This window comes from Puia sp. (assembly GCF_036500295.1).
GTDB lineage: Bacteria > Bacteroidota > Bacteroidia > Chitinophagales > Chitinophagaceae > Puia.
The window spans coordinates 216,629-238,511 of sequence record NZ_DASYCH010000125.1 but is presented as its reverse complement, the minus strand read 5'-3'; the positions used below and the strand labels follow the sequence as shown (position 1 = coordinate 238,511).

Sequence of the window (21,883 nt, the reverse complement as noted above, 5' to 3'; positions counted from 1 at the left end):
AGATCGCGGATGATGTGGCGGATATAATAATCGGACACCGGCGGCACCGGTGGGACGGGAGGAATTGCGGGCACGGGGGGAGTTGCCGGCATCGGAGGCACAGCGGGCATGGCGGTGGCAGCCGGCATGGCAGTTACGGGGGTCACAGCTGGCATAGCCGGAATGGGAGGCACAGCGGGTATGGCGGGCACCGGAGGAACAGGTGCATCTGCATAATCTTCTATCCGATCAAAAAGATCCACATACTTGCTATAATTCTCTTTTGCAATCAATTTCGCGTTGATACTAAACTCCATAACCTTGCCATCCACCTCCTTCAGCACATACGTATTACCCTTTTCATCAGTGGCCACAGCTGTCACCGTCCTTCCATGCCCTTCGTCGTTGATGCTGATACTCAGCGGGCTGAACCGATGACCAGACGGAATGGTATCTGCGGCGATCGCCGGGCGAACGGTTTTTGCCGGGCTTACAGTTTTCGCCGGACCTGCGGTTTCCACCGGGCGAACGGTCGCGACGGATTCTTTTGTCGGCTCCTGCTGCCGCTCGCGCATGCTGATCAGCCCTACCGCGACAAGCGCCATCAGGCCGAATGATAAAGTAGTCTTCATTTTTTATCTTTTTTGGCTTTGTCCAATAATTCCCTGATCGCATCCAACTCGGACTGCGATGTCTTCTTATTGTCCAGCAGATGTAACATCAGGCTGCTGACCGAACCGTTGAACAGCGAATCGACAAAACGGTCCAGCAACAGACTCTTGGTCTTGTATTCTTCCGAAGCGGGACCATAAATATGTTTTACCTGGCTTTCGTCACGGTGCAGCAGCCCTTTGTCGACCATTATCTGCATCAGCTTCAGCGTCGACGCATATTGCACCTCCCGCTTATCTTCATTCAATCGTTCGTTGACAAAACGCACCGTGTTGGGACCATACTGCCACAACACCTGCAGGATCTCGAGCTCCGAGCGGGTCGGCTCCATTTTCTCCGGAGACTTCGGTTTTTCGGCTTTCATAACCCTAAGGTAGGAAAGTTTTCCTATGATCCCAATAAAATCTAGGAAATTTTTCCTAGGAAATCGTTAAGGTTGATCTCCGTCGCCAGTCCGAGCTTTTTTCTAAGCCGGTACCGGCTCACCTCCACGCCTTTTAGCGAGATATTCAGCAGCTGCGCTATCTCTTTGGAAGACAGATTCAAGCGCAGGTAGGCGCACAATTTCAAATCGGTGGGACTAAGCTGTGGGTATTTTGTTCTCAGGGTGGACAGGAAGTTATTGTGCACTTCATCAAAATACAGAGCAAACCGGTTCCAGTCGTCATCGCTTTTTTCCGTATCGCTCATCATCCGGAACACCGGCTTAAACTCATGGGCGAGATTGGGGATATTCAGCCGTTTGATCACGGCCGTCAACTCCTCTTTGATACCCGACAGGATACCCCCTCTTTCGACCAGATGCATGGTTACGGTCGCCAGTTCCTTGTTCCTGAACTGCAGCTCACCTTCCAGTTTGGAGTTTTGTAAGGCGATGAGTCCCTTCTCTTTCCGGTCGAGTTCCAGGCTATGGAGGTAGTTCTGACGTTGGAGGCGTCGCCGTTGTTGTCGCCGGACAAGCGAAAAGATCCAGAGCACCAGCACCAGATAGACAATATAGGCCCAGACCGTTTGATACCAGGCCGGGCTGACGATAAACGGAAAAACGGCCGGTTCGGACAGGTTGCCGAGATTATCCCGCGCCCGCACCAGGAAGCGGTAATGCCCATAGGGAAGATTGGTATAATCCTTCTCCGGCCTGGAGGACCATTCCGACCAGTCATGGTCGAAACCCGCAAGCTGATAACTGTATTCTATTGCATTGGGTTGGGTGAACATCGGTGAAGCATACTCGAAATGAAAAGAGTTCCAGTGATTGGGTAACCGCATCACTGCCGAATCTCCACCGCCATAGCCTCCATAGATAAGGCTGTCCTTTTCGGCTATCGCTTCCACCGTAGTCAGCAAGACCCGCACCTTGCCGGCCGATTCCAGATATCTGCTGTAGTTGAGATGATATACCCCGTTATTCGAACCGATAAAGACGTTCTCCTTATCATAGGGATAGATCGTTGCAAAGTTTTTCACCGTCTGTCCCTTCAAACCCGGGAAATAGACCACCGAATAGGGCTTTGATCCTGATGGTTTGCCGTAGTCGATGACTCCGACCCGCTGATCGCTCACAAACCAGATATTTCCATCCCGGTCGGGGTTCAGGTATTCCACGCTGGTGTCTCCAAAGATGGGGCGGAACCCGGCCGACGGGACAAACTTATCGGTGGCGGGGTCGTATTCATAGACGCCCTTTTCTGTTGCTGCGAAAAGGGTATCCTTATAATAGAGAACATAATTGCCGCGGAGGGAAGGCAGACCCTGAGCGACGCCATAATTCCTGAACGCGCCGGACAGCGGATTCCGGAATACGCCCCGGTAGGGATGGGACGCCCAGATCGTCTGATCACCGTCATAAGCGATCACCGGTAGCGATTCGTACAGGGAATTGACTTTGCCACGTTGTTCCCAATGTCCGTTGCTGTCGGTCATCTTTACAAGACCGGTATAGGTGCCGGCGATCACGCCTTCCTTCACGGGCAGGAAGCCCCAGACCCCCATTCCCGAGGGTACCGGTGTCGCTTTACCGGCCCGGACCACCGAAGCTCCATCCTGGTGGGCGACCAGCAGATCGCTACCCATCTCCTGCAAGCCCCAGACCTGTCCCTTTGTATTTTCCACCTCGGTGAATCCGCCTTTCAGCTTGCTGATATCCCGGACGGCAGGATCCAATGCGAGACTATATAATCCGTTGGACGTGCCCACATATAGCCGTTGATCAAAAACCCGAACCGTATTGCTCACCAGCTGGTTGTCCCTTACCGGTTTTATCAGGCGGATCGAAGTGGCATAATGGACCAGGGCTATCCCGTTCTGAAGTCCCAGCCATAGGTTGCCCTCCTGGTCGGTCATCATCGCCTGTACATTATTATTGGGTAGTCCTTCGGCACTGGAGAACCGTTCGATAACGGTGGCGCCGCCATCGATGATCAATACGCCGCCGGTGGCTGTCGCCAGTGCATAGCGGTCATCGCCCAGCCGGATACCGCCGTTGACCAGGTCGTTCCTCAATAGTCCGTCGATCCCCGTGTTCATTGGGACGAGCGTCTTGCCGCTCAGCAGGAAAAGCCCGTTTTTGAGTGTGGTGACCAGCAGGGTGTCCTTTTTATATTCCAGGATACCGGTGACATGTATCGGCGTTGCGTGGCAAAGTGGTTCCCATTGGCCGCCCCGGAAAACAAAAAGCCCTTGTTCCTTGTCGGCGGCAATCAGCCGGGAGCCGACCAGGGTGATCATCTGCCAGGCACGGGGAGCGTCAAAGGTTCTCATCCGGCCATTCGCCCATTCGATGATCGCTTCGTTTGTCCGGAAGAACACTGCCTCCCCGGCGATTACGATATCCCAGACGTCGGCAAACTGTCTGGCTACCGCCGGCAGCTGCTCTTTGAGGGAGTGATAGTCCAGGATCCCGTGGGCGCCCGGGGAGAAATAGCCGATCTCATCCGTTCCGCCCACAAACACCCGGCCCGCCCGGTCGATCGCCAGCGACTTGATGGTTACCTTGTTGGGCAGGGGATAGGTCTTCCAATACCCGCCGTCAAAGGTCAATAGCCCGTCGTTGTTGGCGAAGTACAGCACGCCCTGCTTATCCTGGCCGATATCCCATGCTTCCAGGGCAGCATGATAATCCGCGCGGGTGTAGCTGCGGATAGCCGGCAACCCGATTGCCGATTGACACCGCGCCGCTCCGGGACCCAGGGCGAAAAACAACACCGGCAGCAGAAATCGTTTCATTTGGCGACAAGTTATCAAAAAACGGTTGATGTAGTGTTAATGTAGGGGCAAACAAATTGTCCATCCGGATGCCCGGATGGATATTTGTCCAATGCGGAAAACGTCTCTGAAGAATCTCTCCCTGATCATCCTGTTAGTTCTCTGTCAAGCCGGGGCGGGCGCACAATCCTTTCGGGTATTGGTAGTGGCTTCGCGTGCCCACGATCATCTGAAAATGATTGCGGCCGCCCGGCCTTTTTTTGAGGAGATGGCGGCCCGCGAGTCGTTCCAGCTGGACTTTAGCGACGACACCAGCCGGATCAACCCGGTCAACCTTGCACGGTATCAGGTGTTTGTCATGCTCCAGTTGGCGCCGTTTGATATGTCGTATGCCCAGCAGGATGCTCTCCGCCAGTTCGTGGAAGAAGGCAAGGGGTTTGTAGGCATCCATGCGGCCGGCCTTACGGGTCACCAGTTTCACCCCAATGACAAATACTGGCAGTGGTTTGAGGATCTGATGGGCAACGTGATCTACTCCCCACATCCCGCCTATCAGCATGCCACCATGGTCGTCGAAGACCGGTCGCATCCCGTGACGCGGCACCTGCCTGCCCGGCTGGATATCCCCGACGAATGGTACGAGTGGGACAAGAGCGTGCGGGGCAATCCCGATGTCCATGTCCTGGCGTCGGTGGATGAGTCGACCTATCATCAAAATAAACCGATGGGTGATCATCCCGTTATCTGGACCAACCAACGGTTTCGCCGGATGATCTATATCAGCCCCGGTCATGCCCCCGAACTCCTGCAGGACCCCGCTTATGCCGGGATGCTCCGCGATGCGATCCGCTGGGCAGCTTCCTCCGGGCCCGCAGACGCTTCCCTGCCCCTGAGCGACCGCCGGGTCAGCTACGATCATGAGTATGTACTTGGCGCCCCGGTGGTCCCGCAAACCGAACTCTTTCTCCGGGTCAAACGCGCGTTGACGGGGCCGCCTTCAACGGCTGGACTATCCGGCAACCCCCGGTTCACCATCAGCACCGCCGACCCCGCCACCGGCACCCTTATCGGCAAGGGATCTCTCGATATCCCCACCAACGACTCCGGCCATCACTATCAGCTGACCTATGACTTCGACATCCACATCGCCGACGGCCGTTACCGGTTTCGCACCGATCATTACTACGAAAAACCCATAAACATCGGCACCACCAGCGAGTTTACAAAGATCGAATATCGCTGGTGGGACTACCGTCAGGGACATCCCTGGCATCGCGACGACAAGCGCCTGTTCACCGGACTCGACTCGGCGATGAACCTCGTCCTGGACAGCGTTTACCAGCAGGTCAACCGGCCGCGTTTCCGGGCACTCGTGCTCTTTGAGAACGGCGGCTGGCATGTCAAATACTCCTGGCGTGCCCGTAACTGGCTCGCGCAGCAGGCCGTGGACAGCAATTTTGCTATCGACTATCTCACGCACACCGACAGCATCAACGACGAATTGCTGAGTCATTACCAGTTGATCATCCAGCTGGACTTTGTTCCTTATGGCTGGAAGCCCGCCGCCGAGGCCGCGTTTAAAAAGTATATCGAAGAGGGGAGGGGCGGCTGGGTCGGCTTTCATCATGCCACCCTGTTGGGAGAGTTCGATCATTTCCCCATGTGGACCTGGTTCCATGACTTTATGGGGGCCATCCGCTGGAAAGACTATATTGCCCGGTTTGCAAGGGCGACGGTCCGGCTCGAGGACCGCAGTCATCCCGTGCTGCAGGGCATCCCGGACAGCTTCGTGGTACAAAAGGAGGAATGGTATACCTATGATAAGAGTCCGCGGCCCAATGTCCATGTGCTGGGCAGCGTGGATGAATCCACGTATTATCCGGATACGACGGTAAAGATGGGTGATCATCCCGTCATCTGGACCAATGAAAAGGTTAAGGCTCGTAACATCTATATTTTCATGGGACATGACCCCGTTCTGTTCGACGACAGCGTCTACCGGCATCTCTTTGCAAACGCCATTTCCTGGGCTGCTCAAACGCCGGCCTACCCGGCTTCCGCCCTGCAGCCCCCGGCATCCGACGCCCATTCCGGTGCCGCTGCTACCGCCCCCAACGCCGCGCCTGTGCATCCTCGTTACCGCGTTCTCGCCTTCTACTCCAACACCGTGGAGACCGATCATGTCGACTTCGCGGATGATGCGATCCGGTTTTACGCCGACCTGGCCCGGCGAAAGAACTTTGCGTTCGACACCACTTCCAACTGGGAAAACTGCAACGACGCCTTGAAGAAATACCAGGTCGTCCTCTGGCTGAATGATTTTCCCCACTCCGAGGCGCAGCGAACGGCCTTTCAGAATTATATGGAAAAGGGGGGCGCCTGGCTGGGTTTCCATGTGTCGGGCTATAACGACCGGACCACCCACTGGCCCTGGTTTGTTCATTTTTTCGGCGATGCGGTCTTCTATAATAACAGCTGGCCTCCCTTGCCTGCGAAACTCATCGTCGACGACAACAAGCATCCCGCGACCCACCGGCTGCCCACGCATTATACCGCGCCCATCAACGAATGGTATGGCTGGAAGCCAAATCCGCGGAGCAACAAGGATGTCAAGGTCCTTATCACTCTCGACCCCGCCAATTATCCGTTGGGGAAGAAGGATACCATCCGCGGCGGCGATATTCCGGTCTGCTGGACCAATACACGTTATAAGATGTTGTATCTAAATATGGGGCATGGTGATCAAAACCTCCAATCACCCGTAGAGAGGCGGCTTTTCGAGGATGGTCTCGAATGGCTCGGGACTGCCACAGGCGGGGGCCGATGAGCCTTTCCGGCGGGGGTGGTAAGCCTTTCCGGCGGGGCCGATGAGCCGTTTTGCGCAAGGATTTCGGGTATTTTTGGCTAATCCGGTCTGATTTCGGTCGAAAAGACCCCCGGGTCTGACCCCTGGGGCTGGCATAAGCCGCGGAAATTGTTTAACTTGCGTGCGCGTAAGCGAGCCTCTATGCCTACCAGCGAAACCATTATCCCTTTCAGCAAAGCAAAGCTGCCAAAGTTGCTTTTGCTCTCCGTGGGTTGCATCCTGCTGGGTCTCTTCTTTGTTATTGTCCAGCCGAGCGGCCCCGGCCTCCTGTTTACTGTTCCTGCCCTCGTTATCATCATCGGCTCCTTTATTATTATTGGTGGCTTCCTCCTCGGCACTCTCTATTTCCGGCAAATACTCAAAAACGGCCCCGCGCTTATCATCGACAACAGCGGATTCACGGACTATTCCAGCGGTCTTGCCGCGGGCTATATTCCCTGGGCGGAGGTAAAAGGTCTCAAGACGGTCAGCCTCCCCAGATACAAAAAGAAATTCATCGCCGTCATTCTCAAAAATCCCAACGCATTCCTCGACAGCCAGCCCAATGCCCTCAAGCGTAAAGCCATGACGGTCAACTTTCGTAACTACGGCTCGCCCATTCAGTTATCCCCCAACTCCCTTGAGTGCTCCTTCGACGAGCTCCAGCACCACCTCCAAACCTATTTCGATCGAAGCCGGCCTGCGGTACTTAACTGACCAGGCTTTGGCATAAAACCTGCATTGGCACCCATAACCCGGGCATTCCCCCTATCCCCTCCACCCCCTAACTTTGGTGCATTAAAAACAAAAATTATGAAAGCCATTCGCCTCCACGCCCGCGGCGGGCCGGAACAGGTCGTTTATGAAGATGCTCCCATGCCCACCCTGCAGCCCGGTGATGCCCTTGTCCGCGTTCTCGCGTCCGGCACTACCCGCGACGAGCTTGTCTGGGACCCTACATATACCGACGAAAAAGGCAACAGCCGCACCCCTACGATCCCCGGGCACGAACTCTGCGGCATCGTCGAAAAACTTGCGCCCGATATCGCGAACGCCGGAAAAGGCGATATTCCCGTCGTCGGCGACGCCGTCTACGGCCTCACCTCCTTTTTCCGCGATGGCACGGCCGCGGAATACATCGCCGTCAAAGCCGCCGATCTTGCTCCCAAACCAAAATCGATAAACGCCGTCGAAGCCGCGTCGATCCCCTTATCGGCACTTACCGCCTGGCAGGCGCTTTTTGATCGTGCTCAACTGCGGAAAGGGCAACGCATACTCATCCACGGTGGCGCCGGCGGCGTCGGCATCTTTGCCGTTCAAATGGCCCGCTGGTGTGGGGCGCATGTCATTGCGACGGCGCAAACCCACAATATCGACTTTGTCCGCAGTCTCGGCGCCGACGAACTGATCGATTATAAGACAAGCCGCTTTGAAGACAAGGTAAAGAACCTCGATGTGATCTTCGATCCCATCGGCGGCGATACGCAACGGAACTCCTGGCCCTTGCTGAAGCGCGGCGGCGTCCTCGTGTCCATCGCCGGCGAATCCATCGAACAGCCGGATCCCACACTCGGCGTGCGCGGCGTCTTCTTCATTGTAAAGGCTGACCGTCAGCAACTGATCAAGATAGGCCAACTCCTTGACAACGGTGTCGTCAAGACCATCGTCAGCACCATCCTTCCCTTACAGGAGGCTGGAAAGGCCTTTGAGATGGCCTTCTCCTCCGGCAAGCGGGGGAAGATCGTCCTCAGCGTCGGCAATTCCTAACCCGGCGCCAAAAGGACAAGAGATGCGTGCATCCTTACATTGCCGCATTGAAGGTATCTGTCTAATTTTGATGCCGAATGAGAGCGGATCGGGTTGAATAAAAGAGAAAAAACTCTTTTATTAAGAAATGCTTACCTTTGTTTCCGCAAATGCACACTATGTTCTCAAAAGCTTGTGAGTACGCCATCCGCTCTGTCATATACGTAGCGCAGAAGTCGAGAGACGGTGTGAAGGTCGGGATCCGGGAGATTGCCAAGGGCATCGACTCCCCCGAGCACTTCATCGCCAAGATCCTCCAGGACCTGAGCCGTAAGGGGCTCATCCAGTCGCAAAAAGGACCCTCGGGGGGCTTCTTTCTCGACGAACGCTCATTGAAAGCACCATTGGCAGACATCGTCCGCACCGTCGATGGCGACGAGATCTTCACCGGCTGCGCGCTGGGTCTCCGGCAATGTTCGGAGGCAAAGCCCTGCCCCCTGCACCACGAATTCAAAAAGATCCGCGATGATCTTTCCCATCTTTTGCAGAACACGACGGTGGGTGAATTCAGTACCCAGCTCGACAAGAACCGGCTCTTCCTGAAGCGATAGCCGCCGCCGCTGCCACTCCCATCATCGCCAAACAAGCGCCACTCCGCCGACCGCCATCCGCGCCGCAACTAATAACCGAACCCTAAGTTTTAAATAAAGGATTAAAAGACCTTTAAATATTTTAATATGCCGTTCTTCTCGCTTCATTCCATCTCCGGCCTCAGCCTCATCCTGATGGCCCTGCTGCTCATCCTATTACTCGCGGCCCTCTATCTTTATGGGAAGACGAAGGAGATAAAACACCTCGCCGCCAAAACCAGGAAAACCTTTGACGAACAGCGACTCGAAGAGTACCTCAGCGGTCTCGACAAAGACAAACTCATCCGGCTCCTGAAAAAGCGCCACCCCAAGGCTCCCGCCATCATTATCGCCGTCCTGACCTCCACTCTCCTCACGACCCCCGCTGCCGCGCAAACCTCCCCTGCAACGCGGGAAACGCTCTTCACCCAACCCGGCATCATTATCCTGATCATCCTTATCCTGCTTCCCGTTCTCCTCGGGGTATTCCTCATGGGCGCAAGACTTACCCGCATCGTCCAGCAATACCGCCGCGACCGCCACGAGCGCGACGACCAACAACTGGATGCTTACCTCGACTCCCTTGAAAATAGCGAAGCCGCGCTTGAAAAACGACTCCACGCCCTCGAATATACACCGGGACCCAACCAACTCTCCGGCACCGTAAAAGCCGAGGATACAAAAGGTCTGATCCATCACATCGAAAGCGAAGACGTACTTCCCGTCGTACCCGTAAAAAAACGTGCGACAAAACGCCCACCGGTCGACCCGCAACTCACCCGGCTCATCCTTGCCTATCTCGTTTGTGCCGCCGGCTGGCTCCTCCTGGGTACTTCCATCGGCGAATACCTCGGCATAAAATTCGTCGCCCCCGACGCAGATCATGTCTCCTGGCTCAGCTTCGGCCGTCTTCGCCCCGTTCACACCAATATGGTTTTCTGGGGCTGGGCCTCGCTCGGGATGCTCGGTCTGGGGTATTATATCGTCCCGCGCGTCAGCAACACGCCGCTGCACAGCATAAAGAAAGGCTGGGTGGCCCTTTGGCTTATCAATAGCGCCGTCCTCATCGGTTCCCTCAGCCTTATGGCCGGTATCAACAACGGCGGCGGCGAATACCGCGAATATACCTGGCCCGTAATGGCGCTCTTCGCGATCGGCCTGATCCTGACCCTAAGCAACTTTCTGCGGACGGTTGCCAGGCGAACTACCCCGGCCATCTATATCTCCAACTGGTACATCATCTCCGCTATTATCTTCGCCCTCGTCATCGTCTTCGTCGCCTACCTCCCCTGGTGGCAGGACGGTCTCGGCGAGACCATCATCCAGGGCTATTATATGCATATGGGTGTCGGGATGTGGTTTATGTTCTTCACCCTCGGCATCGTCTACTATTTCCTGCCACAGCAACTTAACAGACCCATCTACTCCTATAGTCTCGGCATCCTCGCCTTCTGGTCGCAGATCCTTTTCTATACCGTCATCGGATCGCATCACTTCATCTTCAGCTCCATCCCCTGGTGGCTGCAGACCGTAGCCATCGTCGGCAGCGTGGGTATGATCATCCCCGTCACCGCCGGCGCGACCAACTTTCTGCTTACCATCAACGGTTCCTGGTCGAGTGTCGGCAACAGCTACACGCTTCCCTTCTTCCTAACCGGGATCGTTTTCTATTTCACCGGCTCCATGCAGGGAACGGCCGAAGCCTTTCGATCCACCAACCTCATCTGGCATTTCACCGACTTCACCGTGGCCCACTCGCATCTGACGATGTATGGCATCATCACCTTTTTCATCTGGGCCGCCACCTACGTCCTCGTCCCGCGGCTTACCGGCAAAGAAGCGCCACAGATCGCCATCGGCGCCCATTTCTGGCTTGCCCTTCTCGGTCTGCTCTTCTATACGATCCCGCTCATGTGGGGCGCCACCCTCAAGGGATTGCTCTGGAGCCAGGGCAAACCCTTTATCGACGGCGTCGTTCTCATGGCCCCTTACTGGCTCTGGCGCGCCATCGGCGGAAGTCTCATGTGGTTCTCCCATCTCGTATTTGCCTACAATATGTATCGGATGATCGAAGGAACCGGAGTATTTACCTGGAGCTTCCCCGCATCCGGCGTAAGTCCTTCACCCAAAAAAATCTAAAGCAATGGAATTTTTCGACAATCATAAACAGCTTTTCCGCACCAGCTTCCTGTTCTTCGGTACCCTCACCCTCTTCGTCGCCATCCTCCCGGCGCTGACCAATCAACGCAACAACTCTCCGCTACCCGGCTCGGAACCCCTCAGCGCGGACGCCCGGCAGGGAAAACTCATTTTTATCGCCAACGGCTGCGTCGGTTGTCACACCCAGCAGGTACGCAACATCGATATGGACAAATCTTTTGGAAGCCGCCCCAGCGTTTCCGCCGACTATGCCCGTATCCACCGCACCTCCTTCTGGCAAAACACCGCCACCCTCATGGGCTCCGAACGAACCGGCCCCGATCTCACCAATATCGGCAACCGCCAACCCCTGGAATCCTGGCAGCTGACCCATCTCTTCAATCCCCGCATCGTCGTAAAAGAATCCATCATGCCCGCCTATCCCTGGCTCTTCGAAATAAAAGACTCCGCTGAAAAAGGCGATATTACCATCTCCGTCCCTGACCTCTTTCTCAATGCCCAAACAGGCGTAGTGGTCGCGACAAAAGAAGCGCGCCAACTCGTCGCCTATCTTCAATCCCTCAAACAAACCAATCTCCCCGACGGCCGGCCCATCCCCGCCTTCCTCTATCCAATAAAAGCAGCCGCCGGCGCCGGCAAGAATGACAAGTCCAACCAACCCGACGGCGGCGCCCTGTACGCCACCTACTGTCAGTCCTGTCATCAACCCAACGGCGAAGGCCTCAAAGGCGCCTTCCCCTCGCTGAAGGGCAGTGCCATTGTCAACGACCCCAACCCGGAAACCCATCTCAGCATCATCATCAATGGGTATGAAGGCCGGGTCAAAGAAGGCTATCCGCCCATGCCGCCAGTCGGCACCACCAACAACCTCAGCGCAGCCGAGATCAGTGCGATCATGAATTACGAACGCACCAGCTGGGGCAACGCCGGCAAAACCACCGACGCAGCAACCATTGAACATCTCACCACAACAATAAAAAAATGATATATCTTCTATTCTGCCCGGCCTGCTCCATCGGCCAGCCAAGAATTCTAAAAGCCATCAGCCACGGCCCCGGTCCGGATAGCCGCTGGGACTATTTCATTGCCCTGGCCTTCGTGCTCATCACGCTATTCACGGCGTATTATTCGATAAAATGGCTCATCCGTCCCGGTGAAAAAACCAGCGATCACCCCAAGTATCTCATCTTCAATAAAGACTAGTATGAACGCCAAAAGCACCCTCATCCTTTTCCTTGACGACGACCCGACACCCATCGCCCGGCTGTCCGCCCCCGTCACCTTCGAACTCGACACCACCCGACTTGTCGATGGAAGACATACCCTCCGCATCGTTAGCAGGGACGCCGGCGGCAAGGAGGGTATCCGTATCATCCCCTTCGAGGTCCGCAACGGTCCCGCGATAGCCGTCGAAGGTCTCAAGGATGAGGCCATTGTGGACGGCATCCTCCCGCTCATGATCAATGCCTATGGCAAAGGCGATGCTCGGAATTTCGTCATCACGGGTAGTGAAACGCCGCAAAGTATTCCCTTCTGGATCTTTATCTTTCTCATCGCCTTTATCGCCTGGGCCATCTATTTCCTGATCAGCTCCAACGCGATCAACCTCTTTAAGTAAAAAAATCCATCCCCGGCTGGCGGCGGTAGCCAGCGGGCTATTTTCTGTGGGGGTAAGTTTTGTGGAGAGAGCGTAAGAGGAAGAATCAAATCAACTGGTCCTGATCTAAACAGCAACGGCCATGGCGGCAGCGAGCGCGAGGGCAGCATCAGACCGCTCCATCAATTCGCCTGCCAGTTGCCGGTAGTCTTTCGCGCCGTTCGCCGTCCGGTCGAAACTAAAGATGTCCTTGCCGGCTTCCTGGGCCTTGGCCAGCTGGATGTTGGTGCGGATGACGGTGTGGAATACCTTGTTCTCGAATTTCTGTTCCAGCTGCTTCTTCACGCCGATGTTCATCGACTTGCGTTCATCGTACTTTGTCATGACCATGCCCATCAATTCCAGCCGCGTGTTCAGCTTCTTGCGGATGACGTCGAATTGCCGCATGAACCCATAGACGCCTTTTAATGGCAGAAACTCGCCGGGCAGCGGAAGCATGACGAAATCGCTGGCTACAAGTGCGTTCACGGTCAGCAGGCTGATGGCATGGGGGCAATCGATGAAAACGTAGTCGTATTCGTCGACGACAGGACCCAGCAGTTCGCTGATCAGGTATTCCCTACCCATCAGCCCCGCCATTTCCAGTTCGACGATAGCCAGATCGATCGATGCCGGGACCACATCCATTCCCTGCTTGGTATGGACGATCGCCCTTTCCAGATCACCGCCTTCCTGCAGGATCTCTTTCTTTAACTCGGAATACAGATTGAATTGAGGCTCGTCTTCGATGCCGAGGGATTGGGACAGATTGGCCTGGGGATCGGCGTCGATCAGTAACACCTTTTTTCCTTCATTGACTAAGGCGGCCCCCAAATTGAGTGTGGTGGTGGTCTTTCCAGACCCGCCTTTTTGAATCGCAATCGAAATAACTGGCATGAACTACTGTTTTTAAGGTTATAGTCCCTAAAAATATTTATAGTTCCCCGTTAAATCGCAATATAGTTTCCCACGGCTGTGGATTGTCGCGTCAATGCCGGACCATACACCCCACTTACCCTATGAGAACCGTAGGATCGCCGGCGATTATCGTTCCTCCATGCAGTGTAGTATCACCCATGCGCACGGCAGGCTTCCCACCGATCAATACCGTAGTAGACGCCAGCAGGACACTGTCGGGCGGTCCCACACAGGTGCAGAGATCGCCGAGAACGGATGCCGGTATCCCGCCGATGAGCACCGTTGGACAGCCCGGACCCGTGATCGGTCCGCCCACATGCGGGATCGGCGGCGTTCCCGGTGTCGCCATCGGGCAAAGGTGCATATCGGTTAGTCTGGCGGCAGGTTGTCCCATGATAGCTGTTATTTAAAGGGGATATTGTCTTTACTGAACTCAAGCCGCACCCCCTGGATCAGGTCGGGCAGATAGATGGTCAGTCCATCGGTCTTTTTCTTCCTGCCCTCCTCCATTCTTTTCGCTCCTTTGATGCTCGCGTAGTGAACGATATTCAGTATGCTCCCGCCCGACAGCTGATAATGTTTCACCTGCTCGATGATATCCGCTTCCACGTCGCCCGGCTCGGCCCGGAATTTCGTCCCGGGCAGGAACGTCTTCTGCCAGATAAGCTTCCGTTCCTCCGCATCGGGCATGGGGAAATGCAGGATGGAGTTGAACCGGCGGATAAAGGCTTCGTCGATATTATTCCGCATATTGCTCGCCAGAATGACCAGCCCGTTATAGTCTTCGATCCTTTGCAACAGGTAAGAGACTTCCTGGTTGGCATATTTATCATGGGCGTCCCGTACATTGGTGCGTTTGCCAAAGATGGCGTCGGCTTCATCAAAGAACAGGATCCAGTCCTTGTCCTCCGCCCGGGCAAACAGCATCTCCAGGTTTTTCTCCGTTTCCCCGATATACTTACTCACCACCATGGACAGATCGATGCGGTAAACATCCTTCTGCATCGCCTTCCCCAGCAACGCAGCCGTAAAGGTCTTGCCGGTGCCTGGCGGGCCATAGAAAAGCGTCCGGTAGCCGTTTCGGAACCGTCCCTGCTTGATGTCTTTCTCCCGCAGGCCGTCGTGATACTGCCGCCAGTCGAGAAGGTCGCCAATCTGCTTGCGCAGGTTATCATTCACGACCAGGTGATCCCAGTCGAGATCCGTGGTGACGCGTTTGGCGGGAAAGCTCATCCCGAAATGCGGCGGCGCAGCCTCACCACGGGTCAGCAGTTCGATATATTCCTGCGACACGATGATCTTGCCGCTCATCGCCGGCTCGCCCTGCGGCACTTCTTCCAGCCAGACGATCTTCCGGACCGCAAAGAAATGATCCGCGGAAAAAAGCCGCTGCACTTCCAGCCGCTTCTTCCAGTCGCCGCCGCTCAGCAGGAACAACGCGGTATCGCCCGTCGGCAGAAAGCCCCGGAAATTTTTCCCGGTGACTCCGCCGATCTTCGGGAATTCACCGCCATTCTTCAAAACGCTCTCTATCGCCGTTTGAAAAAGGTCCGGCTGGATATGGTGGGCCAGTCCGATCAGCAAGAGCAGGGCCTCCTCTTCCTTCAGCTTCTGTTCCTTTGCAAAACCGCCCAGCGGCAGCTCCCACTTGTCATAGGCAGGCATTTTCGGATCGGCGGCGGCCGCCCCTCCCTGTTCGCCCTCGGCTTCCGCCGTGACCCGGCTTCGGATCAGCTTGTCTAGAACCTGTAATTCTTTAGGTATGGTCATAATATGTCGGGTTTGCCTGCTGCACGACATGTGTCAGCTCATGTGCCAGCAGCTTTTTCCCTTCTTCGCTGTGCGGGTTGTACATTCCTTCGCCGAAGTAGATATCCTGTCCATGGGTGAATGCTGCTGCGTTCAATTCTTTACAAAGGGCCGCGGAGGCGGCATCATAGTGTACCCGTACGTGACAAAAGTCCATGCCAAATGCATGATTCATCTCCGTCAGCACCGTCGGCGGCAGCGAACTCCCCTTCCCCGCCTGTTTCTTTATCGCATCGGCCACGGCATCCGAGGTTTTCCGGGCCTTCCGCTGTACGGTCAGTTGCCGCTTTTGAACGGGCTTTTCTTTTTCTTTTTTCTTCTTCTCCCCGGGCTTGGCCGATCTCTGCACGGGCTTCATCGGTTCTTCCTTATCCTTTTCCATTTTGGCGTCATTGGTTGCGAGTTTCTCATCCTCTTTGGAGGTCGCGAGCCGCTGGATACCCGGGAAGAAGCCATCCCGCTTCTTTTTTTGCACAGCCCCTTTTTGCGGGCTCTTGAAAAATGGCGAGCTGCTTTTTTTCTCGTCACCCCCTTTTGGGTTTCGATGCCGGTAATTTCTTAATTGATAGGACATAAAATTTGTTTTATTGGTTTCCCGCCGAACTCGACTGACTGCTGCTGTTGGCATCCGCAGGTGGTGGCTCCGGCGCCTGTGAGGACTGAGCCGCCGCCTCCAGCCTGATCACCTCTCCTTGCAGGGCGACGATCTGCCAGGGTTGCACCATCACATGATCCATGGCGAATTGATCGACCTGCTCCTTCTTGCTTACCGGCTCACTCACCGGCTGCAATACCCGGTCCTTGAAGTCTTCAAATTCTTCCTGCTCGACCTCATACCACACCTTGCGGAAGAAATCCCAATTGACCATCGGCACCGTACTGACCAGCCAATGATAATGGAAGTCCCTGCCTCGCACCTGGTTGTATTTGGGGTTACGCGGACCGATAGCCGGTAACTTCCGGATATCTTCCTGCACTTCCTTTTGGATCTCTTCGTCGCTCTTGCCCTGTTCCTTCTTCTCCGCGCCGCCCGGCTTGTTAAGCATCCAGTCTGTGGCGGTATCTTTCTTGGCAAATGGCGTTTCAGGCTGCAGCCGGTTGGGCGGCAGCGGTGTTCCGTCCTTGCCAAAGTTCAGCGGGAAGTTGAGGCTTAGCTTCCCAAGCTCTCCCAGGTCCATATGCCCGAGGTCCCAGGTCTTGTCCCAGACATTGACCGTCGTAAAATAAAAATCCAGCAATACCGCCACCTTGCCGGTCAGATCGACGGCCGCCTTGATATCCGCATCCAGGTTGACGCCGGCGCTTACAAAACCCAGACCTTCCGTAGGCGACCAGGACAGGACCAGGCTGGGGTGGAAGGTCGTCTCGGCTGTCAGACCGATCGATCCGGTGACGGTCCCTTCCGCTTTCAGAACTGCAACCCTCGCGCCGAAGGTGAATGATCCCCATAACCTGACCCCCGCGCTGGCCGTGATCTCAGGGGTGATGGTCGTTATCACTTTCATTGAAGAAGGATCGTGGATATCCACGTCCTTCAGGTTCACATCCGCGCTGATCAACGGTACACCGATGTTATAGTTGGCGTCGGCGCCTCCGCCGAATCGGATATAGACATCCCCGACCCCGATGCTGAATACGGGGATATCAGGCGATTTGATCGCAAATAAGGGATAGTCGTCCCCATACAGCTTGTTCCCCTTCATCAGCGGCTGCTTGTCCAGCTTCACATCACCGTTGACAAGCACCTTGCCCTCCTGTGTCAGCCGGACGCCTACGGTGGAGTGTAGATGCTCGTTGAAGACGACGATGATCGTCCCGCTTCCATACAATCGCAGATCCTTGCCGCCGCCCTGCCCGCCGGCCGCCTCTCCCGTTGTCTCATCCACCGGTTTGTTTGTTACGCCGACCGTGACGCTTCCGGTGACATGCTCCCCGACCTTGATGTTGGAGACCTTCGCGGAAGCATCGAATTCACCATCTTTATAGCTTACGGCGATCGGTACGGCATCCAGTTTGGGAACGTTGAGGGTCATTCCACCCGAGAGGCTCAGCCGCCAGCCGGTATTCTGGTCACCACCCGCACCGCCGCCGGGAGCGCCACCACTCGCCAGCGTGACCTCGATCTGCGGGTCCTGTATATATTTGTTCTTGAAGTCGAATGCTGCGCCGAGTGTAAGGCTGAAATCCTGCCCGTTGCGGTAGCTGCCTTTGATGGTAGCGGATTTTACGCCGGGAACATTCAATGCGGCGCTGCCGTCAAACGTCAACTGTCCATCGGCATAGCCGACCCTGATCGTCGCACTGTCGATCCCCTTGACCTTTTTACCGATGACCAGCGTGCCTTCAAATGTCCACGGATTCTTTCCGGGCAGGTCCTTCGTGCTGTCATAGGTGACGGTGATATTTCCCTTATCGAAAGTGCTGGGGTCGAAATCAAAGCCGCCTTTGAAGATAAAACCTTTGCCGTTCTTAGAAGCCTCGACATGTCCCTTGCCGGCCTTCGGGATGCTGAAGCGGACACCGCCGCCGACCGTGAACCCGTTGTTTAGACTAAGACCGATAGTCAGATCCGCGTCGTCCACATTGATCGGACCCACCTTGCCCAGCTCGCTCGCGGCAAAAGTCTTCTCCAGCGACAGATCACGGCCGTTGATCGACACATCGATCGGGGTACCGTTGAGGAAGCCGGGTGTAGGTTTATTGATCTTCCCCGTAATATGCAGATTCAGCTCACTGTCCAGCACCGGGTCGCCGAATTCTACCAGACTTAGATAATTGATCTCCAGTTGGGACATCTCGTAGCCAAATTTCTCCGCCCTGAACACTTTGGTTGTTCCGGGAACTTTGCTGACGGCATATTCCTTCACCGGCGGCTTGTCCCCTTTCAGCACTCCGCCGGCCAGGTCAAGTACGGCGGTGATCTTTGTGAGCCCTTTTGCCTCGCTGCCATGCATGGTCAGCAGATAGCTGCCCACCTGCAGGTCATCTGCCTTGTAAGGAAGAGTGATCATTGTACCTCCCTTGCTCGACTGCAACAGGAATTCCCCCACCTTGGGTTTTCCAAAGGACTTGATATCGATATTGGCCGCCTGCAACGGATTCAGCTTTTCCATTGTTTTTTCGACCATATAGTCTTCCAGAATGGCCTCGTCCTGTGCAAAATTGTTCTTCACCCTCCGCAGACTCGCGGCCTGGATCGTATAGCGACCCTTGGCAAGCTGTTGCGCCTCGTTGGCCTTCGTCTCCAGACTGCCCGCGGGAATATATTGGTTGTAATGGTCCAGGATATCCTGGATCTTCCCCCGGATCATCCGAAGGATATCTCCGCCAAGGTCCCTGTTCCGTTCGGCATTCAAGAGCATCAGGTTGGCGGCATCATCGGCTTTATCCCCCGCTATCTGATAATCCATGATATGTTCCACCTGGAAGGACATCCCTTTCCCCTTAATACTCCATTTGGGAACGATACACTCATCCACCAGATTCCTGTAATTTCCTACCAGTTTCGTAATTCCCTTGCTGTTCGGCAGACTGAGACTATAGAGATTCTCGGGTTTTATCTTGTCGGCGATCGGCTGCGGAGCGTTGATCTTCGCGATATAGGATTTTATTTTATCCTCCACGCTCGACTTTACCATATCCGTCCACATCCCGATCTGGTCGGTTGGAGCCTTTGCCCGGTCACCCGGTGCGGGCAGATCGAAGGGAAGCGTCTTCTTTATTTTTGCGAGATATTTTTCATCGACATTGTCCTTTACTGCAAGATTGTTGATCGCGATCGTCGTATAGCTGCCGCTCCGGCTGATCATCCCGCCCGGGAACGGACATTTTTTTGTCACATCGTCGATACTCGCATCGCCCGGCGTCAGCCCGCAGGTTTTGGCCGGCTTCCGCTGTACCTTCTTCTCACTCTTCGTTCCCTTTTTCGCGCTTTTACCGGTCTGCTGCACTACGTGCGTCAGTTCATGCGCCAGCAAATGTTGCCCATCGGTATTCTGCGGCTTGTATTTCCCCGAGTCGAAATAGATATCCTTCCCATGCGTAAAGGCCTGTGCATTCAGTTGCTTGTTCATTTGATGCGCACTACTGTTATCATGAATACGCACGCCCGAAAGGTCGGCGCCAAACGCCGGCTCCATATGGCTTAGCGTTGTCGGGGACAACGCCGATCCCGATCCCTTCGTGCTCGTGATCCCCGCTTCTACCGAAGCGGAAGCCGCCCCCGCCGCGGGTCCCTCACTTTTCCGTTGCAACCCCTCCTCTTTCTCACAGGATGCGCATTTTCGCTGCAATCCTTCCGCCGGATCGTTCTTGCTCTCGAAGATCGGCTTGCGCCGGATATGCTTCGCCATGCCCATTTCGCTGCTGAGTCCTGTCCCGGCACCAGCCCCCTCGGCAGGTTTCTTCTTCACCACCTGGTCCGCCATCTGATCGGCTTCTTTCTCGTATACGTCGCCCGGCTCCCCGATGGTAAGCTTGGTCTGCACGACGGGCTGCGCGGGTTTGAAAAAACCCTGCCCGGCGACCTTCTTAAAGAACGGCGCCGTCTTCTTCGCCGGCTGCGCGGCCGATGTCTTCGTATCAGTTGTTTTCATTTATCTCCATTCAACATAGATAATATCTTTCAGCCAGGGGAGTTTCACGATGCTTAGCCCCCAGGGCAGGAAATCCAGCAGGGCATCGATGCTGCTGATCTCCAGCATCAGGCGCGTCCGGTCGTTGCGGCGGATCAGCTTCCCGGTGCGCTGCAGGAATCCCTCCCGCAACCCGCCGATGGATGTTCGTTTCAGCTTGTCCCATTGCAGCAGGATGTTCTGTAACAACGCTTCTCCCTCCTCCCGCGCGCTATCCGGAATTTCCGTTCTGGCCGGCAGGGGTTCCTCCAGTCCGTAACCGCACAATATCTTTGGAAAAAGCAGCTCATACTCCGGCGCTTCTTTTTCGCCGGTGGCGAGGAAGTGGAGCAGGAAGACCGCCTGCTGCCGCGCCTGCGGCCCAAGGAACACTCCGTTATCCCACAGCCCGCACCGATGGAAGTACGCCGGCAGAAAAGGGTGTAACAGGATCAGCCCGGCATGCCTGCCGAACAACCCGGCCTCATCCAGCGCTTCGTCCGGCTGGACTACCCGTGCCTTCTCCGGGGTAACCGCCTTCTTCTCCGCCGCCGGCTGCGTGGCCGCAGACGATTCCGTCTCATTGGCTGGCGCCGGGGCGCCGGTATCCTTCGATGTTTGCCCGATCGACCCTTCTTCTTTTTCATCCCGCGTTTCAACGGCTGAAGACTTTGCTTCGGGTTCCCCCGGCTCATCGGCTTCCCACGCTTCACCGGGCTCCCTCACTGCTTTCCGCCCGCCGGACCCGTCACCCGGCACGCCTATTTCCGGCAAGCGAAGTCCTGACTCTTGCAACAGCCGGCGGATCAACCCCTCTTCCGGGCGAAGGAATTCCCGCAAAAGCACCCATTCCGGGCTGCTTGTTCGCAGCTTTTCGGGCCGCCTCGCGGCCTCGCGCAACAGTATTCTCCACACGGCCGCTTTCCGCTCTGGCTTTAAAAGCATAAGAAAAGAAGAATGCGCTTCCATCCACCGCCGCAGGGCCCGGATGGTTTCCGCTCTTTTTTCCGCGGGGCCCGGCTGGCTCCCGATGATCGACGTCATATCATGAAAGGTCTGCTCCAGCCATTGGCTGAGAACACCAATCGCCTCGACCTGTCGCGTCAGCGACGGCTGACGCGCACCCGTGAGGATACCGGTCAGCGTCTCCAGAAACTCATCCGGATGCTGATGACTCACCCGCTGTAAAAAGGCCGCCTGGCTTTCCAGCGCCTGCCGAAGCCGCGTGACGCTGTTATAGTCGACGGATAGCATCTCCAGCACCTGCTGATACCATTCCCTGCCGGGATCCGTGATATTCCACGGCAGCCGGCCTTTCTCCATATAATACCACCACTGGCTCAATGCATTTTCCCGCAGGTCGGCGCGGACAAGCCCCGCCTCCGGCCGCTCGCCTTTCAACACACGGAGGAATTCTTTTTTTATCGCGGCATACAGCTCATCCCCCGATCCATCACCCCGCAAACTCTTTTCGGCGATCCGGCCGAGATCGATCACCAGCCGGTCGATGAGAATCACCTCTTCGTTCGTCGAACATTCATCAAACACCTTCTCCAGTACGGAAAGCAGCTTGTTCCGATAGAAGCTGCTGGCCGCATGCTGCACGCCAAAAGGTTCCAGTCCCGAGGAGATCCGCAGCAGTAATTCCTGTTTTTTTATAAGGTGTTGCATC

17 protein-coding genes are annotated in these 21,883 nt (G+C 55.7%); 8 read left to right on the top strand and 9 right to left on the bottom strand.

The window, feature by feature from the left end:
• The 3 genes from VGM48_RS23650 to VGM48_RS23640 all read right to left on the bottom strand — a co-directional run.
• Positions 1–611, bottom strand: a 611-nt coding sequence (locus tag VGM48_RS23650; protein ID WP_331583213.1) for a hypothetical protein, incomplete at its 3' end; no start/stop codon positions are given.
• Entirely contained in the window at positions 608–1,015 is a 408-nt protein-coding gene (locus tag VGM48_RS23645) for a BlaI/MecI/CopY family transcriptional regulator (protein ID WP_331583211.1), read from the bottom strand. The genes VGM48_RS23645 and VGM48_RS23650, both read right to left, overlap by 4 nt.
• 41 nt (positions 1,016–1,056) lie before the next feature.
• A complete protein-coding gene (locus tag VGM48_RS23640) occupies positions 1,057–3,876 on the bottom strand; it encodes a triple tyrosine motif-containing protein (RefSeq protein ID WP_331583209.1) in 2,820 nt (939 codons plus the stop codon).
• A gap of 91 nt (positions 3,877–3,967) precedes the next feature.
• Between VGM48_RS23640 and VGM48_RS23635 the strand changes: the two genes are divergently transcribed.
• The 8 genes from VGM48_RS23635 to VGM48_RS23600 all read left to right on the top strand — a co-directional run bounded on the left by VGM48_RS23635 (position 3,968) and on the right by VGM48_RS23600 (position 12,853).
• Positions 3,968–6,682, top strand: a complete 2,715-nt coding sequence (locus tag VGM48_RS23635; RefSeq protein ID WP_331583207.1) for a ThuA domain-containing protein — start codon at positions 3,968–3,970, stop codon at positions 6,680–6,682.
• A 180-nt stretch (positions 6,683–6,862) separates the two neighbouring features.
• A complete protein-coding gene (locus tag VGM48_RS23630; RefSeq protein WP_331583205.1) occupies positions 6,863–7,417 on the top strand; it encodes an STM3941 family protein in 555 nt (184 codons plus the stop codon).
• A gap of 96 nt (positions 7,418–7,513) precedes the next feature.
• Positions 7,514–8,467 carry an NADP-dependent oxidoreductase gene (locus VGM48_RS23625; protein ID WP_331583203.1) on the top strand — a complete coding sequence of 318 codons (954 nt, stop codon included), beginning with the start codon at positions 7,514–7,516 and terminating at the stop codon, positions 8,465–8,467.
• A 158-nt stretch (positions 8,468–8,625) separates the two neighbouring features.
• Positions 8,626–9,057, top strand: coding sequence for an Rrf2 family transcriptional regulator (locus tag VGM48_RS23620; protein WP_331583201.1), 432 nt, complete (start codon positions 8,626–8,628; stop codon positions 9,055–9,057).
• A 126-nt stretch (positions 9,058–9,183) separates the two neighbouring features.
• Positions 9,184–11,214 (top strand): cbb3-type cytochrome c oxidase subunit I, encoded by a 2,031-nt coding sequence (locus VGM48_RS23615; protein WP_331583199.1) that lies wholly within the window; start codon positions 9,184–9,186, stop codon positions 11,212–11,214.
• Positions 11,215–11,218: 4 nt separating this feature from the next.
• Entirely contained in the window at positions 11,219–12,220 is a 1,002-nt protein-coding gene (locus VGM48_RS23610) for a cbb3-type cytochrome c oxidase subunit II (RefSeq protein ID WP_331583197.1), read from the top strand.
• Positions 12,217–12,438 carry a hypothetical protein gene (locus VGM48_RS23605; RefSeq protein ID WP_331583195.1) on the top strand — a complete coding sequence of 74 codons (222 nt, stop codon included), beginning with the start codon at positions 12,217–12,219 and terminating at the stop codon, positions 12,436–12,438. Before VGM48_RS23610 ends, VGM48_RS23605 begins: the two co-directional genes overlap by 4 nt.
• Position 12,439: 1 nt before the next feature.
• Positions 12,440–12,853, top strand: coding sequence for a cytochrome C (locus VGM48_RS23600; RefSeq protein WP_331583193.1), 414 nt, complete (start codon positions 12,440–12,442; stop codon positions 12,851–12,853).
• Between the two features lie 105 nt (positions 12,854–12,958).
• On the opposite strand, the gene VGM48_RS23595 is transcribed toward VGM48_RS23600, so the two are convergent.
• The 6 genes from VGM48_RS23595 to VGM48_RS23570 form a co-directional block, all read right to left on the bottom strand.
• The gene (locus tag VGM48_RS23595) at positions 12,959–13,768 is read right to left on the bottom strand and encodes a ParA family protein (protein ID WP_331583191.1); all 810 of its coding nucleotides are present in this window, start codon (positions 13,766–13,768) and stop codon (positions 12,959–12,961) included.
• Positions 13,769–13,883: 115 nt separating this feature from the next.
• Complete coding sequence (locus tag VGM48_RS23590; protein ID WP_331583189.1) at positions 13,884–14,183, bottom strand: PAAR domain-containing protein; 300 nt, start codon at positions 14,181–14,183, stop codon at positions 13,884–13,886.
• 8 nt (positions 14,184–14,191) lie between these two features.
• A complete protein-coding gene (locus VGM48_RS23585) occupies positions 14,192–15,559 on the bottom strand; it encodes an ATP-binding protein (protein ID WP_331583187.1) in 1,368 nt (455 codons plus the stop codon).
• The gene (locus VGM48_RS23580; RefSeq protein WP_331583185.1) at positions 15,546–16,073 is read right to left on the bottom strand and encodes a DUF4157 domain-containing protein; all 528 of its coding nucleotides are present in this window, start codon (positions 16,071–16,073) and stop codon (positions 15,546–15,548) included. The genes VGM48_RS23585 and VGM48_RS23580 overlap by 14 nt, the downstream gene beginning before the upstream one ends.
• A 109-nt stretch (positions 16,074–16,182) precedes the next feature.
• On the bottom strand, positions 16,183–20,193 hold the full coding sequence (locus VGM48_RS23575) for a DUF4157 domain-containing protein (protein ID WP_331583183.1): 4,011 nt from the start codon (positions 20,191–20,193) through the stop codon (positions 16,183–16,185).
• The gene (locus tag VGM48_RS23570; RefSeq protein WP_331583181.1) at positions 20,194–21,882 is read right to left on the bottom strand and encodes a contractile injection system tape measure protein; all 1,689 of its coding nucleotides are present in this window, start codon (positions 21,880–21,882) and stop codon (positions 20,194–20,196) included.
• Position 21,883: the final 1 nt, after the last annotated feature.

Bases quoted from the DNA above. Each gene is read 5' to 3' on its own strand.
- VGM48_RS23645 (WP_331583211.1), bottom strand. From the start codon at position 1,015: ATGAAAGCCGAAAAACCGAAGTCTCCGGAGAAAATGGAGCCGACCCGC.
- VGM48_RS23640 (WP_331583209.1), bottom strand. From the start codon at position 3,876: ATGAAACGATTTCTGCTGCCGGTGTTGTTTTTCGCCCTGGGTCCCGGA.
- VGM48_RS23635 (WP_331583207.1), top strand. From the start codon at position 3,968: ATGCGGAAAACGTCTCTGAAGAATCTCTCCCTGATCATCCTGTTAGTT.
- VGM48_RS23630 (WP_331583205.1), top strand. From the start codon at position 6,863: ATGCCTACCAGCGAAACCATTATCCCTTTCAGCAAAGCAAAGCTGCCA.
- VGM48_RS23625 (WP_331583203.1), top strand. From the start codon at position 7,514: ATGAAAGCCATTCGCCTCCACGCCCGCGGCGGGCCGGAACAGGTCGTT.
- VGM48_RS23620 (WP_331583201.1), top strand. From the start codon at position 8,626: ATGTTCTCAAAAGCTTGTGAGTACGCCATCCGCTCTGTCATATACGTA.
- VGM48_RS23615 (WP_331583199.1), top strand. From the start codon at position 9,184: ATGCCGTTCTTCTCGCTTCATTCCATCTCCGGCCTCAGCCTCATCCTG.
- VGM48_RS23610 (WP_331583197.1), top strand. From the start codon at position 11,219: ATGGAATTTTTCGACAATCATAAACAGCTTTTCCGCACCAGCTTCCTG.
- VGM48_RS23605 (WP_331583195.1), top strand. From the start codon at position 12,217: ATGATATATCTTCTATTCTGCCCGGCCTGCTCCATCGGCCAGCCAAGA.
- VGM48_RS23600 (WP_331583193.1), top strand. From the start codon at position 12,440: ATGAACGCCAAAAGCACCCTCATCCTTTTCCTTGACGACGACCCGACA.
- VGM48_RS23595 (WP_331583191.1), bottom strand. From the start codon at position 13,768: ATGCCAGTTATTTCGATTGCGATTCAAAAAGGCGGGTCTGGAAAGACC.
- VGM48_RS23590 (WP_331583189.1), bottom strand. From the start codon at position 14,183: ATGGGACAACCTGCCGCCAGACTAACCGATATGCACCTTTGCCCGATG.
- VGM48_RS23585 (WP_331583187.1), bottom strand. From the start codon at position 15,559: ATGACCATACCTAAAGAATTACAGGTTCTAGACAAGCTGATCCGAAGC.
- VGM48_RS23575 (WP_331583183.1), bottom strand. From the start codon at position 20,193: ATGAAAACAACTGATACGAAGACATCGGCCGCGCAGCCGGCGAAGAAG.
- VGM48_RS23570 (WP_331583181.1), bottom strand. From the start codon at position 21,882: ATGCAACACCTTATAAAAAAACAGGAATTACTGCTGCGGATCTCCTCG.